Origin of the sequence: Mesorhizobium mediterraneum (genome assembly GCF_002284565.1) — a bacterium.
GTDB classification, from domain to species: domain Bacteria; phylum Pseudomonadota; class Alphaproteobacteria; order Rhizobiales; family Rhizobiaceae; genus Mesorhizobium; species Mesorhizobium mediterraneum.
This window is the reverse complement of the sequence record NZ_NPKI01000052.1, coordinates 15819-30537: the sequence shown is the minus strand read 5'-3', so window position 1 is coordinate 30537 and position 14719 is coordinate 15819. Positions and strand designations below refer to the sequence as shown.

Genomic DNA, 14719 nt, shown 5'->3' with positions numbered 1-14719 from the left:
TAGCATCGAGCATAGCAACACACACATCCTACATCTCCATTTCCCATGTCGTGGGGCGCGGGGTCTTGTACCAAGGTGCCTGTTGGACTGGGTCGATCACCCGCTCCCAGTAGTTCTTGAACCCGACGGCGGTGGGCGCACACGAGAGGGAGTAGCGAGACCTGCCGTGTTGCCACCGTTCACGCAGACGAAGAAGTCGGGGCGTTTCACTGCGAGGAGCCGGGTGGCCGGCAACACGCGCGGTACGGGGGGATTGCGAGAATGCAGCGGTGAATGCCACACACATTTCCGACACGCAACTGCCAGCGGTTGCTACGCGCCCCCGCACAGTCAATCATCGATCTCTGGGTGGGCGTTTCGTTGGTTGGAAGAAAACCCAAGCAGGATGTCGCCCGCCAGCAGCTTCTCCTTCGACAGCAGTCCGGCATCCTCGAGCGCCTCGAAATCCGGCAGTTGCCGCAGCGTGTCGAGCCCGAACTGCGACAAGAAATTCTTGGTCGTCACATAGGTGTAGGGCGCGCCAGGCTGCGGGCTGCGCGGCCCCGAGGCAATGAGCTCCTGCGCGCGCAGCACGCCGATCAGATCGCGCGACACCTCCTTGCCGAAGAAGGAAGACAGCTCGCCACGCGTGATCGGCTGGAAATAGGCAATGCACATCAAAACCAGCGCCTCCGCCTGCGACAGTTCCCCCTCGTCCGCTGCCGTGCCGAAGGCGGCGCGGATAGCGTCCCCAAAAAATTTTTTGGTCCGGTGCTGCCAGCCACCGGCGACCGCGACCAGCTCGTAGGGGCGGCCGGCGAGCTCGGCGCGGATGTCGTCGATGATCAGCTCGAGATTGCAGTTCTTCCCCACCACCCGCGCGAGGACACTACGTGTCACCGGTTCGCTGGCGGAAAAAATCACCGCTTCGACGCGGCCCATCCATTCGCGCCAGCGCAGTTCTGGCGGCAGGTGCTCGAGTTCGGCGTCGAGCAGCGCCGGCTGTTCGTTCGGCTTGCGGCGGACAGAGGCTTCGCTCATCGCTACAACCCAAACAGCCGAAACGTGGTGCGGCCGGAAAGCTCGCGCACGGCATCGAATTGTTGCAGCCGCTCGAACAAGCGCCGCGCGGCAAAACGAGACAGGGTTTTGGTCGTCAGCCTGCCAGACACGGCGTCTTCATTGAGGAGCAAAAAAATCACATGGCCCGCCCCCTTTGCCCTGAGCTTCGGTGCGATGGCGATGAGCCGCTCCGCACGACGCGACACATCGGCGGCCAACCGGCAGGTGTCGGCCGCGGCCGCAACGAGCGCGACGCAAACCGGCCGCTCAAAATTCTTGTCCCCGGGTCGGATGCGCTTGCCGCCGGCCTCGCCGCGAAAAGCCGGTCCAAAGGCCTGCGCCATCAGTAGCGGCAGCGGCCGCGGCCAGCGCAGGCTGTGCGCCAGCACCAGGTCGGCCAGCCACCAGGCAAGAAGCTCGGCATCGGGCCGCATGGCAACGACGTGGGCGGCGATCGCCGCCGCGGCGAACGGCGCCGGCCGCCCCGAGCGCGCCAGGTCGTCAATGTGTTCACAAAGCGCGGCCAGCGCCTCGCCGTCCCAATGGAGCCCCAGCTGGTCGACGATGTTTTCGAGCCGCTCGGCGTTGGCAACGGGCGGCTGCAGCGCCAACTGCCGCCAGGCGCCAAAGATGGCGCCGGCAGGACCGGGATCGGCGCCGGCCGGGCAAAGCTGCCAGGCATCGCGCAAGCCGGCCTCGTCCTCGGCGCGGCCGGCGAGCCGCATGCTGGCTGCGGCGCTGTTGAGCGCCAGCCGCTGCCGCCAGGCCCCAGCCCAGGCAGGCTGCGCCCGGCTAAGGGTGTCGAGCGTGCCCAAGGCGGCGCCGGCCTGGAAGGCGGCGTCGGCGTCGCTCCGTGCGCCGCCGGCGGCGAGCGCCCAGGCCGGGACGGCGGGCGGCGCGGCGGGACTGGCGGTCGCGGGATCGAGGCGAATCATGATTTTGGAGGGTAAAGCGGCTGTGCGCTTTGTGCCATCACTTTCGCGCCAAAACGCACAGCCTGTCGGAACATTAAAACGAACGATAATGTTGCATTATCGTTCGTTTTGGTCTTTATAGAGGAAATGGCCCCTGTCGCTCGTTTTTCACCGGCGGACGGCCTCGTTTAGGCGTCAGATCGACGAGAATTCGCGTTCATTGAGCGGACCGGGTTTGCGCTTAATCCCCGGACAGCGGCCAGTGGATGGCCTCTCTCGTCACGCAGAACGCCGAAATTCACGCCAATCGGGCTTCCGGACGAAATCTCGCGTATCCTGGTGCGGCCGGATGAATCGGAATTCGTGAGACTGCGCACCGCAGCACGCAGTCTCAGCATTTCTGAATCGCCTGCTCGTCGCTCGGCGGTTTGGGCGACAATGTTGCCCCGGGTGACGCCGGCGGGTTCCGGGCAAGCGCAGCATCGATCAGGCGAGCGCGAACACGCTCCCGTTTCCGCGGAGGTAGCTTTGCCGCGGCGATCCAGCCCGGATCAGCCAGGATTTGACGCGCCAGGCGCTCGTATTCGGCCGATGAGCGCTTCAGCGCCTGGCCGCTCGGCCGTCGGCTTGAGAAGCGGATCTGCCGTGGCGCGGCCCGCCGCATCAGATGCGCGGCGAGAGGCGGCAATCCCTCGCCACCGAGCAGCCTGGTGCCGAAAACATCGTCGAAAGCCAGCAGCGTGATAAAGCGCCAGCGCACCGGCAACTGGCCAAGCGGAGTTGCGGCGCCGACGGCGTGCCGGACGTCGTAGGGACAGCGCCAGCCAGCTTCATTGAACCAGAGCGCCAGCACGGGTCGTGCCGCGGCTGGGTGGTCGAGCGGCGCCCAGAGCACCGAGAGCGCCTTCTCGAGCCTGTCGCCCTCGGGATTTTCACCGTTGAGGCTTGCCGTAATCCGCTGCTGGGTGGCCAGCGCCGTCGCCACGAGGGCGGTATCCTGTGGCTGATCGCCCTCCCCTCCCCTATCGGTGAGAAGCCGCGCGCAATGACTGCAGGCCGGCCGAGCGCTTCCCTCGTGCAGGTGGAAAGCCACGGAAAGTTGTCGATGACACGAGACACAGCGATCATGAAGCAGCCGGCCGTGCATCGGACAGATGCAGCGCTCGCCAAGCATCCAGCCGGCTCGCAAATAGGCATCGCGGCCGGCTGCTTGATCGGCAGCGAAGCAGGCGACACAGACCGGGGTGGATGGAGGCCTTGCCAACGGCGCCCACTCAGGTCCTGCGCTCACGTACCATGATCGAGAGCGGTGCGGATAGCGCTTGCTCAAGGCCAGGCGCTGCAGTCGCTCGGGGTCGACACCACAGGCCTGCGCCAACACCCTCGTCTGATCGAGCGCCGGCGCCCTGTCGTCGATCGCCAAGGGCGAAGATAAGCAATTGCCATCAACGGCGAAATGCCCCGCCAGCTCTTCCGCTGTAAGGCCGTAGCGGCATGCCACCCGCGCCATCCAGGATGACAGCAATTCGTCGCGATAGGGCCGCGGCGCCACGGGCAGACGATCCGGCTCCATCACCCGGCCGCCGCCTGCGGCATCCGCCGGCGTGCCGATTGCGTCATCGACACAAGCGGCAGCACGAGATCGTCTCCAAAACTCAGCAGGTCGAGCCGTTCCTTCCCCGACCGGATCGCCGCCTCGGCTGCCGTCTCGATCAGCTGGAAAATCCGGAACGTGACGCCGCTGGCGAGCGTGTGGATCCTTTCGCGAACCGGGTCCGTTTCGAGATCGGACGGAGCGCGCAGCGGCAGGATGCCAGCGAGGCTTTTCAAGAGCCGCGCAAAGGCGTGATCGTTCTTCCAGGGTTTTAGATGAAACGCCTCGAAGCGCTCGGCGAGCTGCGCGTCGGTGAGCAATGCCTGGCGCGCCAGATCGGTGCCGGCGCACACCAGCGGCACTCTCAGGTCGTTCGCGAGAAACCGCAGCGCATTGAGGAATATCCGTTGCTGCCGATAGGTCCCCGCCAGCATCCCGTTGACCTCGTCGAGCACGATCATCCTGGCGCCGACGGTGCGCAGCAGCGAGCGGCAGATGTCCTTCTCCCGGGCAAGCGTGCCGCCCACGAGCGCGGGAGCCTGCAGGCTGGCCAGCAGTTCCCGATAGAGGTCGCGCTCGACCGGCTCCGAGGGTACTTGGGCCACGACGACCGGCCTGTTGGTAACGCCCGTCGACTGACACAATGTGGGCGGATGCGCCCGCTCGAATTTGCGCACGATCTTGGTCTTGCCCATGCCGGTGTTGCCGTAGGATCAGCAGGCAAGGCATGCGGTCACGTGGGGGATAGGCGAGCAACGCGTTCAGGCGCACAAGTGCGGCTTGCGCCTGGTCGAAGCCGATCCAGCGGTCGGCCTTGATCCAGGCAATGCGTTCTTCGTCGGGCAAAGCGGCATAGCCGCGGTAGCGGTCGTCGAGGTGCTCGAAAGTCCCCTCCCCTCTCACGACCATTCCTCGACGGGAAAGACGGGGACCTTGCTCCAATCGATCGGCCGCTCATCCTCGATTTGCGCAGGCTCGGCCGCAACCGGCGAGTTTGACGCGGCAGCGCCGAGCGCTCGGTCGCGCCTTTCCGCCAGCTGACGCGCTGCCTTGGTGCGCCTGGTCGCGTCCTCGACCAGTGCGCGCTGGGCCTCAATGGTTTCGAAGATCAGTTGCTCGTCGACCCGCGAAAGACCGCGTTCCCGCAGGGCGGTTCGGGCGCGGCGATGTTCGCCAAGCGTGATCGGCGCGCGCCGCAGATCGGCAAAGCGGATCGGCCAGCGCGTACCGTCCGGAGCGCGCACGAAAACCCTCGAAAGATCGCGTGGATCGTAGGAAACGTGCAGCGGCCGATCGAGGCGCCCGGCCCAGATGCTCAGAACATCATCCCAATAGCGAAGACCGAACAGGTGAATGCCGTCTCGTCGCACCAGTCGGTCGACGCTGGGCAGGAAATCGATCATGAAGCCGGCAAGATCGTGGGGCTGACGCACAGGCCGAACGCGGCGGGCGACAGCTTCATGCCATGCCGCAAGCGGCGGAATTCCCAGCGTTCCATGGCGATCGGCGTGGTAGCGCGTGATTTCGAGCGCCAGCCATCGCGCCAGTTCATCCAGAGTCATCGTCGCATGGGCGGCGGAATCATAGCTGCCACGCTCGTCGATGTCGCTGAACGTCGTGCCCGGCAGAAGATGGACGGCGCCCATCATGGTGCCGATCAGCCGCTCGATATGGCCGCCATAGTGGGGAGTGGCGATCGGACGATGGATGAGCTCGATGCCATATTCCTCAGCGCCCCGCTGCAGGGCGCGCGACCGGAATTCCTTGGCGTTATCGAGATGGATGGCATCAGGGAACCCGCAGGCCGGCCACTTCGCATCGATCCCCAGCCCGGCAAGCCACACCTCTTTCGGCTGCACGACATGCTGGATTGCGAGCGCGACCGAAACCGTCGACGGTGCCTCAAGGGTCAGGTAGAAGCCCGCGATCATGCGGCTTGCGATGTCAATGGCGAGCGTCAGCCACGGCCGCTGCAGTGGCCGGCGGTACCGGCGATCGACGACAATGACATCGACCAGCGTGTGGTCGATCTGGACTACGTCGAACGCGCACTCGGCGGTATATTCTCCCGGAACTGGGTGGAAGCGATCGCGCGCCGCCTTCGAGCCTTCCCGTGCCTTGGTCAGTTCGGCGGGGTCCATGGCCTCGATCCGCGCCTTCAGCGCATGCCAGGACGGTGCGCGCACGCCACGCGAGCGGCAGAGCCCGCGGATCTCCTTGTGCAGTCGATTGATGCTTGGTTTCTGGCGCGTCTTGTAAAAGTCCCGGAGCGCTTCGGCGATTACCGCTTCGGTCTCATCCGGCAACCGGCGGCTGCCTTGTCTCGTGCCGCCCGGGCGCGGCAGCAGCGAACTCGTGACCGGATGCTCCCGATAAGCCCTGATCAGTTCGTAAAGCCGGGTTCGCTTGAGGCCGAGTTCACGGCAAGCCCGGAAGAAATCGGACCGGCCGGGGCAGTCGAGCGAAACCAGTCTGCGGATCACGGCCTCCCTTGCAACCGCCTCATTCCAGGCGGCATCATCAACCGTCTCCTTGTCGGGCCCATGAACCACAGCCGGCCTCGCTGTAAAAGTTTGTCCGCTCGAATGTTACGAAAAATCCGGTGATTCGGCTAGAATCCGCCAATGAACTCCGAAGATGATTCGCGCCAGACCAATAACTTGCCGTCCGTTGACCAAACGCGAACGACAGCCGCTATCGTCGAGCAAAACCCCGGAAATCGTCCTGAGGAGAGCTCAGCGCCGTCCCACAGCACGACCGCGATCGCCAGCACCTCCCCTCCCCCGCCTCCAGCCGACGATTTGCCTGACATTGTCGATATCGTCATGGACATGGCGCAGGCGCCCTCCGAGCCGCACAACGCCCCTCCCCTGCCCGCGCATCTGGAAGGGCTGGCCGAGCGCGCGCGCGATTACGTGGAGGCAGCAAGCTCGTTCAACACCCGGCGCGCCTACGCCGCCGATTGGAAGCATTTTTGCGCCTGGGCGCGCCGCCAGCATCTGGATGTGTTGCCGCCGGATCCGCAGGTCGTCGGCCTTTACATCACGGCCTGCGCGTCCGGGAAGGTGACGAGCGACAAGAAGCCTAACGCCGTCTCGACAATCGAGCGACGTCTGTCTTCGTTGACCTGGAATTTTTCTCAGCGTGGCCAACCATTGGACAGAAAGGACCGGCATATCGCGACTGTGCTGGCCGGCATTCGCAACAGCCACTCTTCCCCTCCCCGGCAAAAAGAAGCCATTCTGCCTGAAGACCTGATTGCCATGCTCGAGACCCTTGACCGCGGGACGCTACGCGGCCTGCGCGATCGCGCCATGCTGCTCTTGGGTTTCGCTGGCGGCCTGCGGCGCTCCGAGATCGTGGCTTTGGATGTCGGCCGCGATCAGACCGAGGACGGCCGCGGCTGGATCGAGATCCTCGACAAGGGCATGCTCGTTTCCCTTCGCGGCAAGACCGGCTGGCGCGAGGTCGAAGTCGGTCGTGGCTCGTCCGATGCCACCTGCCCGGTTGCCGCGCTGCAGACCTGGCTCAAGCTCGCCCGCATCGCGCACGGTCCACTCTTCAGGCGCGTCACCGGCCAGGGCAAGGCGGTCGGCGCCGAGCGGCTCAACGACCAGGAAGTGGCGCGGCTGGTCAAACGCACCGCCCTCGCAGCCGGGGTTCGTGGCGACCTGTCCGAAGGCGATCGTGCAGAGAAATTTTCCGGTCATTCCTTGCGCGCCGGTCTTGCCTCATCGGCTGAGGTCGACGAGCGTTACGTTCAAAAGCAGCTTGGCCATACGTCGGCCGAAATGACCCGCCGCTACCAGCGGCGCAGGGACCGGTTTCGCGTCAATCTCACCAGGGCCAGTGGACTGTAGGCCCCCTCCCCTGGCGGAGCGGATTCCGTGACGGTCTATCGCCAAGACAGCCGATCCTTCGGCAGCCGACCACTGGGGTCGAATACGGTTACCTTGTGCGGGAGATCCGGACCCCAGTCCCAAAGCACCAGATTGCGATCCTCCATCTCGGCCCCCGGCGCGAAGCTCGGAACCACAATGCCGGCAACATTTCGAGGCTGCAACCGGTCGTAGATGGACCAGGACGCCGGACGTTCTCCGTTGCTGAGAGCCGTCGCCCAGGCACAGGCCATCTCTTCGAGCGTCACGGAAAATGCCTCCCTCCCCTCTTGCGTCGTCAGGTCGGCGATGTCGTCACAATCGGTCTCATAGGAGCAAAGCACGCACGGATCGATCCGCTGTGCGAAGCCCTGGTTGGCTTCCTTGACCGCTGTCATGATGGTCAGCGCCAAATAGAGCGCTGGCACGCCTTTGGGATTGAATCGGGCCCCTCGGATCGCCGCTCCTTCGCCGGAAGTCGGTTTGAATGCCCAACGTGGATCGTGTGCGCGATAGCAGGTTTTGACAACCCTCACGCAAAACCACCAACGGCCATGTGATCGAGATAATCACGGACCGCTGCTGCCTTGCCATCCTTCACCAGTGCCTCAGCGGTACGTCCGCCGAACGCCGGAAGCGGCTGAGCCCGATACCAGGCCATCGCCTGCTCCTTGCCACCCGCCCAATCCGTCACGCGGCTGATGATTTCAAGCATTTCCCGCAGACGCCCCTGTGTCTTAACCGTAGCGCTGCGCTCTGAGCGATAAAGGGTCTCGCGAGAAAGACCGGCGGTCTGGGCCAACTGACCCTTGGACATGCCAAAACCGTCCGCGACCTGCTCGATCGCAATCTTCCCGTTCCGGTCCATATAGGACAAGATGAGAGGTCCATTGTGCTCGGGGATCTTGAGTGCATGGGCCACAGAATTCATCCTACCGTATTGAGAGTCATATTTCGTGTGCAAAAGATATGGTAGTTCTCGGCAGCTTTCAAGCTCGGCTTGAACCAAATCGAGGTGCTGCCTAGCACGTACGCGGATTGAGCAGACGTGCGCGCGACTATGTCGAGGCAGCTAGTTCGGCAAACACCCGACGCGCCTATGCCGCTGACTGGAAGGAGTTCTTCGCCTGCTGCCGGCGTCACGTCGTTTGATCCGCAGCCGCCAGACCCACAAATCGTCGGCCTCTACATCACGGCCCAGCCCTCGGGATCTCGGCCTGGTGTTGCGCGTGATCAAACCGACGTCGGTCGCGGCTGGATTGAATTTTTTCCAGACATGGGCGTGCTGGTTCCGTTGCGGGGCAAGACCGGCTGGCGCGAGGTCGAAATTGGTCGCGGCTCGTCCGACGCCACCTGCCCAGTTGTCGCACTGCAGGCCTGGCTGAAGTTTGCCCGCATTGCCCATGGCCCCTTGTTGCCGTGTTACTGGTCAGGGTGAAACGGTCGGCGCCGAACGGCTCAACGATCAGGGGGCCGCACGGCTGGGCAAGCGCACGGCCTTGGCCGCCGGTGTGCGCGGCGACCTCACCGAAGGCGAGCGGGAACAGAAGTTTTCTGGCCATTCGCTGCGCGCGCCCTCAGCCGAGCTCGACGAGCGCTATGTGCAAAAAGCAGCTGCCACCCCAGCGCCGAGATGACACGCAAGTATCAGCGACCGCGTGACGGGAGTTCTAACTGAGACGTCTGGATTTGTGGTGCGGTACGCCTACACCCGCAGGTGACACGGGATGCGCCAATGCGCCCGAGAGCCACATGCGCAACCGTAAAGTTGATGAGTGTCCAGGGTTTCTTGGTGCCGTGCATCCCTCCAACTTGAAAAGCTGTTCCCAGCTGGGAACTTAAAGTACGGGTGGTGCGTGCTAGACTAAGAGTTGTGCGAAAAGTTCGCTTCTCGATGCGTCCTCGGGATCCTTCACCAACAGTTGGACTAGACCCAGAGGTAGCCTGCCTGGCGACTTCAGCTGCCTCCCGCTTGCCTCATCGACTACGCACTGGAGGAGGGTGCGCGTGGACTGGACGCCTACGTGCCAAACGGTGCTGATTGCTGTCAAATCGCATGGGATGCCTGGCGACAAATCCTAGCCGTTGAGTTGCCATTCTCAAGAACCGCTTGGCGCGGAATGCTTGTTGCATGGAAGGGGGACGTGGGGCGTCTAATTGGCCAACCTGGTAGGTGCGACTACCGAAGTGACATCGGAAGCGTCGTGGCATGGCTGCATCACAAACACATCCGATCGTCTCCGACGCGAAGGATGTGACACCCCTAGGGACTGCGCGAGTACCGTGCCTGCCGTCAAAATGGGAATTTCGCCGCCGCACCAATTTGGGGGCATCTCTCCAGGCGCCGAAAGCTGTCCGGGCCTTTGTAGGTCGCTCGCCGCCGCACGCGGAAGCTAGAGCCAACCGGCACACCGATGTCGACTATCCACCAGAACAAGCCGGGCAACGGGCTCGCCCGTGCGCCCATGCTGCGTGACCACCTTCACAGCTATAGTTTTACCACCTGATGCGCAGTTTTGACGTCATAGGGGAGACAGCGATAGCGAAAGTTCCCGGCTGGGAACTGCCATATGTCCATTTGCCCGAATTCTCCGAATCGGGCATAAGCCCAGTAACGGAAAAACCGCGTAATTCGAAAAGTTGGCGTAGTTGGCGTGGCGTTAACAGCTTGTTAACCATAGTCGCTATCAATAGGCGCTGGGTGCAAGAGGAGAATCTGGGTGACGCGGCATCTAAGCAGCCTTCAATTCATGAGTACCTTCTCGACGAAACTCGAGAAGGCACTCAACAATCTGTCGCTGGCTCAGTATCCTCCTGACGCGGTTCGTACGATGCGCAAATTCACTTCGACGGAAGTGGCAGCCTTGCTGGGAGTGACCGAAGCTTACATACGGCAGGTCTCCTTAAAAGGGCAGGGACCCGAGCCAGAGACAACGGCCACCGGGAAGCGCCTATATTCTGTGGAGCAGGTGCTGGACCTTAGGATGCACCTGGCGGAAAAGGCGCGGAAGAAATGGATCAATCCTCGTCGTGTTAAAGGCGAGGATTGCCAGATCATCGCGATCACGAACTTCAAGGGCGGATCGTCCAAGACAGCGACCACTATTCACTTGGGTCATTGGTTGGCACTACGAGGATATCGCGTTCTCGCAGTCGACATGGATCCCCAAGCGTCGTTAACAAGTCTGCAAGGAGCGTTACCGGGATTTGACTACCGAGAAGGTGACACCCTTTACTCGGCGATTCGGTTTGATGATCCGGTGCCAACGGAAAAGATTGTACATCAGACTCATATCATCGGGTTCGACGTCATCTGCGCCGGCCTTGAGCTGACAGAATTCGAAACCGCCGTTACCCTTGAAATGCGCAAGAACGGTGGAACCAGTTTTCTGCTTCGAGTGTCACAGGCCCTCGAACAGATCGTCGATCGCTACGATATTGTTCTTCTCGACTGTGCGCCGTCACTAAATTTCCTGACGCTTTCCTCGCTCACTGCCGCTACCGGGGTCCTAATCCCCGTTCCAGCGCACATGCTCGATGTCGACTCCACGGGCAAGTTTTTGGAGCTGGCCGCGTCTTATATGCAAATCCTGGATGAAGCCGGTGCCGGCGCGCGTTGGGATTTCGCAAAATTCCTCATCACAAAATTTGAGGCCAACGACCATCCGCAAGCCAATATGCAGGCGCTAATGCGTCAAGTGTTTGGCGAGGATCTACTGCTCAATTCCGTCTCCAAATCCACTGCGGTCGCGGACGCTCTTACTTGGAAGCAGAGCCTCTATGAGGTGCAACGATCGAGGTTCTCCGCACCTAAAACTTATGATCGTGCAATCGAATCCATCAATGCCGCGAACGCGGAAATAGAAAGCCTCATCACAATGGCATGGAGGCGTGAACAGTGAGCCGTAAAGACTCTAAGGGCATGTTTGCTGCTGTTTTGGGGCAACTCGGGGAGGAGAATTCGAAGGAGAATCTCAGCCGTCGCACGTCATCGCCGCACCTGATGAAGGTGGCTGCTGGTGTTCGCCAAATGCAAGAACGAAGCGATATCGCTGACAAGTTACTGAAGTCAGGCGAGCAAATCATTGAACTCGATCCCGACAAAATAAGGCCGTCATCTATCACCGATCGTTATGATGACGCCTACGAGATTTCCGCCATTGCTGAAATCACAGAATCCATGCGGGAGCGCGGTCAAATTGTGCCTGGATTGGTTCGGCCAGTACAAGGCAAGGATGGCGAGTTTCAAATCGTCTATGGTCGGAGGAGACTAGCGGCCGCCAAGCAGCTTGGGATCGCCTTCAAAGCGGCCGTCCGCGAGTTGAATGATGAACAAGCAGTCATTTTCCAAGGGGAAGAAAACACCGCTCGAGAGGATCTTTCATACATCGAAAAATGCGCTTTTGCGCTTGCGCAGCAGGAAGCAGGATACAAACGGGACACCATCTGCGCTTCGTTGTCGACAGGAAAATCGCACGTCTCCGAGATGATCAAAATCGCCTCCTCGGTCGACAAGGAGATACTGCAATCGATCGGTAAAGCTCCCGGTATAGGTCGAGGACGATGGCAGGAATTCTCAAACCGCTATTCCGTAGAAGGCTCACTCGCGAAAGCCTTCGATCTTACTCACAAAAACAAATTCCGCGAGGCAACGTCCGATGACAGATTCATTATGCTGCTTGAGACGCTGCCGGCGGGTACTAATGCGATCAAAGAACCTGCGGGTCCGGCCAAGCCATCAAAGCCCAAGATTGCTACAAAATCCTGGGCTGCTCCGGACAAAACGGTCAGCGTCAGCCTCAAAGACAATGGAAAAACTGCCGTGATTGCCGTGGGAGAGGCTGAAGGATCGCGCTTCGCAGCGTTTATCGCCGGACAACTGGACGACCTGTTTGAGGCCTTTCGGAAGTCCACCACGAAACAAGGAGTCTGAAACCGCAAAAGAAAAAGGCCCCCGAACGGCAAGCCGGAAGCCTCTCTCTGAACTAAGCACTCTGAGAATCGCATCTCCACGAATCACTGTCAAGAGTCATTGGCGTCGTTTTGGCGAGCAGATTTCTTTTGCCTAATCGAGGGTGAAAGAAAATGGAGACGGGTATTGCAACGACGCCCTTTGGGCGGCGGCCGATGTCGCTTGCCATGCTGGCAGCGCAAAACGAGTCACGGGAGATCCCCAAGGGCAGGGTCGTCGACAAGTGGCAGATCTATCGCAACCTCTGCGAGGGCAAGAGCATCATCGGCATCGGCGATCGCGCCCTGGCCGTCCTGAATGCGTTGCTGTCATTCTATCCTGACAGTGAGTTGAGTGAGGAAAACGGCCTCATCGTGTTTCCCTCGAACGCACAACTGTCGCTCAGGGCGCACGGCATGCCCGATTCCACCTTGCGGAGGAACCTGGCGGAACTGGTGGAATGCGGTCTGGTCATCCGTCGGGACAGCCCGAACGGCAAGCGTTATGCACGGAAGGGCAGGGGTGGGGAGATCGAGGAAGCATTTGGCTTCTCGCTGGCGCCGCTGCTGGCCCGTGCTCAAGAGTGCGAGGCGGCGGCCGAGCGTGTTCGCGCCGACAACAGGGCGCTCAGGCTTATGAGGGAACGCATTACGCTACACCGCCGGGATATCCAGAAGCTGGTCGAGGCGGCCGCTGAGGAAGACGTGCCGGGCGACTGGGGAGGCCTGTGGAGGCGCTTCCGCGCCGTTGTGGAGACAATTCCGCGCCGAGCCCGCATTGCCGAGCTTGAGCCAATCGTGACCGATTTGGCCGCGTTGCGTGATGACGTGGATAAGCTGCTGGAAATCCATATGGAATCCACGAATCTGAGCGGCAATGAGTCCCAAAGCGAGCGGCAGCAATCTGATTCAAATACCGACTCTATTTTTGAATTTGAACCTGCTTTGGAGAAAAGCGGGTCGGCGGCCGAGCCAAGGACGAGGACCGCAGAGTCCCCGAAAACCTATCCGCTGGGGCTGGTGCTGAAGGCCTGCCCCGAAATCGCGGACTACGCCGTCGACGGCATCGGCAACTGGCGCGATCTCATGATAACCGCCGCCCAGGTGCGGGGATACCTGGGCGTTTCACCGTCTGCGTATGAGGATGCCTGCCATGTCATGGGTCAGGAAATCGCCGCGGTGGTGATTGCCTGCATTCTGCAGCGGGCACAGCACATCGAGTCAGCTGGTGGCTATCTGCGCGTGCTGACCGAGAAGGCGAGGGCAGGGGAGTTTTCGGTCGGGCCGATGCTGATGGCGGCGTTGCGAGCGAACGGCGCGACTGCAAAGATGACAGGGTAACCCGTTGGCGGATCGGTTCGCTCTGATGCGGGGCTTGCATGGCGCATCAGGTGAGGCTAACTATTGCCTCACGTGGAATGGAGAGTGATATGCTAGCGCTCGGAAATGTCGCCGACGTGTTGGGGCTGCCCGTTAAAGAGGTGGCGGCGCGGTCGCCTTTCGGGCTGATCTCCCGGATCGAGGATGGACTTCCCATTGGCGCACTTGAGCGCGTTGCGCATCTTCTGGCGCCTGGCGATGCTCAGTTCAAATACCGGCTGATCTCCAAGGCGACCTACGAGCGGCGCAAGGCGGTACATCGCCTCTCGTCGGACGAGGGCACGCGATTGGCCCGCGTCGCGCGCGTCTGGGGCCTTGCTGTCGATGTCTGGCAGAACGAAGAGGAAGCGCGCGATTTCCTGTTTCGGCCGCACCCGATGATTGAGGACAAGCGACCGATCGACGTCGTTATCATGAGCGAGTTCGGTGCCGAAATGGTGGTCGATATTCTCGCAGGTCTGAAGTACGGCAGTGCTGCGTGACGGCGCAGACTCTCGATCGCACTCTATCGTCCTTTCGTATCGGCGATCCGGCCGGCACCTACCCGATCTTCGATGCGACCGGCTCGACAATCGCGCCAGGGCGGTGGAACACGCCCGGAAGTCCTGTCATCTACACCAGCGAGCACTATTCGACGGCCCTGTTGGAAAAGCTGGTGCATGGCAGCGGCCGACTGCCGCCCAACCAGCACTACATCGAAATCACAATCTCGCGCGGACTGAGTTACGAGGTCTTTTCCCACCCGTCACTGCCCGGCTGGGACACGATGCCGGCGATGGTGAGCAAGGGATTTGGCGAAACCTGGTGTTTAGAACGGCGCAGCGTCATCCTGCTGGTGCCGAGTGTCGTGGCGCGTCTCGATTGCAATGTGCTGATCAATCCGGCGCATCCGGAGTTTTCAAGGATCCAGACAAGTCTGCACCAGCCCGTCTACTGGGACCGGCGGCTGTTTGGCGCGTAAC

13 protein-coding genes and 3 pseudogenes are annotated in these 14719 nt (G+C 61.6%); 7 read left to right on the top strand and 9 right to left on the bottom strand.

Annotated features, from left to right (window positions below; translation table 11 throughout):
• Nucleotides 1-330: 330 nt before the first annotated feature.
• The 7 genes and pseudogenes from scpB to CIT25_RS35500 form a co-directional block, all read right to left on the bottom strand.
• Nucleotides 331-1020, bottom strand: coding sequence for an SMC-Scp complex subunit ScpB (gene scpB / locus CIT25_RS35520; RefSeq protein WP_095489718.1), 690 nt, complete (start codon nucleotides 1018-1020; stop codon nucleotides 331-333).
• Between the two features lie 2 nt (nucleotides 1021-1022).
• The gene (locus tag CIT25_RS35515) at nucleotides 1023-1976 is read right to left on the bottom strand and encodes a DUF1403 family protein (protein ID WP_095489717.1); all 954 of its coding nucleotides are present in this window, start codon (nucleotides 1974-1976) and stop codon (nucleotides 1023-1025) included.
• 370 nt (nucleotides 1977-2346) lie between these two features.
• Nucleotides 2347-2940 carry a hypothetical protein gene (locus CIT25_RS38000; protein WP_245330150.1) on the bottom strand — a complete coding sequence of 198 codons (594 nt, stop codon included), beginning with the start codon at nucleotides 2938-2940 and terminating at the stop codon, nucleotides 2347-2349.
• Between the two features lie 204 nt (nucleotides 2941-3144).
• Nucleotides 3145-3450, bottom strand: a pseudogene (locus CIT25_RS38685) (TniQ family protein); the annotation flags it as partial.
• A gap of 77 nt (nucleotides 3451-3527) precedes the next feature.
• The gene (locus CIT25_RS35505) at nucleotides 3528-4244 is read right to left on the bottom strand and encodes a TniB family NTP-binding protein (RefSeq protein ID WP_280953413.1); all 717 of its coding nucleotides are present in this window, start codon (nucleotides 4242-4244) and stop codon (nucleotides 3528-3530) included.
• A gap of 73 nt (nucleotides 4245-4317) precedes the next feature.
• Nucleotides 4318-4458 (bottom strand): annotated as a pseudogene (locus CIT25_RS38240) (TniB family NTP-binding protein); the annotation flags it as partial.
• Complete coding sequence (locus CIT25_RS35500) at nucleotides 4449-6032, bottom strand: Mu transposase C-terminal domain-containing protein (RefSeq protein WP_245330149.1); 1584 nt, start codon at nucleotides 6030-6032, stop codon at nucleotides 4449-4451. The gene CIT25_RS35500 and the pseudogene CIT25_RS38240, both read right to left, overlap by 10 nt.
• A 342-nt stretch (nucleotides 6033-6374) precedes the next feature.
• Here CIT25_RS35500 and CIT25_RS35495 point away from each other — a divergent pair, with 342 nt between their 5' ends.
• The gene (locus CIT25_RS35495) at nucleotides 6375-7409 is read left to right on the top strand and encodes a site-specific integrase (protein ID WP_425351786.1); all 1035 of its coding nucleotides are present in this window, start codon (nucleotides 6375-6377) and stop codon (nucleotides 7407-7409) included.
• A gap of 35 nt (nucleotides 7410-7444) precedes the next feature.
• On the opposite strand, the gene CIT25_RS35490 is transcribed toward CIT25_RS35495, so the two are convergent.
• Both CIT25_RS35490 and CIT25_RS35485 read right to left on the bottom strand, forming a co-directional pair.
• Nucleotides 7445-7963, bottom strand: coding sequence for an RES family NAD+ phosphorylase (locus tag CIT25_RS35490; protein ID WP_095489714.1), 519 nt, complete (start codon nucleotides 7961-7963; stop codon nucleotides 7445-7447).
• Nucleotides 7960-8349 carry an MbcA/ParS/Xre antitoxin family protein gene (locus CIT25_RS35485; protein ID WP_095489735.1) on the bottom strand — a complete coding sequence of 130 codons (390 nt, stop codon included), beginning with the start codon at nucleotides 8347-8349 and terminating at the stop codon, nucleotides 7960-7962. Before CIT25_RS35485 ends, CIT25_RS35490 begins: the two co-directional genes overlap by 4 nt.
• Before the next feature lie 116 nt (nucleotides 8350-8465).
• Here CIT25_RS35485 and CIT25_RS35480 point away from each other — a divergent pair.
• The 6 genes and pseudogenes from CIT25_RS35480 (at nucleotide 8466) to CIT25_RS35455 (ending at nucleotide 14718) form a co-directional block, all read left to right on the top strand.
• Nucleotides 8466-9105 (top strand): annotated as a pseudogene (locus CIT25_RS35480) (site-specific integrase).
• Nucleotides 9106-10147: 1042 nt separating this feature from the next.
• Nucleotides 10148-11329, top strand: coding sequence for a plasmid partitioning protein RepA (gene repA / locus CIT25_RS35475; protein WP_095489713.1), 1182 nt, complete (start codon nucleotides 10148-10150; stop codon nucleotides 11327-11329).
• On the top strand, nucleotides 11326-12360 hold the full coding sequence (gene repB, locus CIT25_RS35470; protein WP_095489712.1) for a plasmid partitioning protein RepB: 1035 nt from the start codon (nucleotides 11326-11328) through the stop codon (nucleotides 12358-12360). Before repA ends, repB begins: the two co-directional genes overlap by 4 nt.
• Before the next feature lie 152 nt (nucleotides 12361-12512).
• Complete coding sequence (gene repC, locus CIT25_RS35465) at nucleotides 12513-13718, top strand: plasmid replication protein RepC (RefSeq protein WP_095489711.1); 1206 nt, start codon at nucleotides 12513-12515, stop codon at nucleotides 13716-13718.
• 89 nt (nucleotides 13719-13807) lie between these two features.
• Nucleotides 13808-14239: an antitoxin Xre-like helix-turn-helix domain-containing protein gene (locus CIT25_RS35460; RefSeq protein ID WP_095489710.1), complete on the top strand. Its 432-nt coding sequence runs from the start codon at nucleotides 13808-13810 to the stop codon at nucleotides 14237-14239.
• Nucleotides 14236-14718: an RES family NAD+ phosphorylase gene (locus CIT25_RS35455; protein WP_095489709.1), complete on the top strand. Its 483-nt coding sequence runs from the start codon at nucleotides 14236-14238 to the stop codon at nucleotides 14716-14718. Before CIT25_RS35460 ends, CIT25_RS35455 begins: the two co-directional genes overlap by 4 nt.
• Nucleotide 14719: the final 1 nt, after the last annotated feature.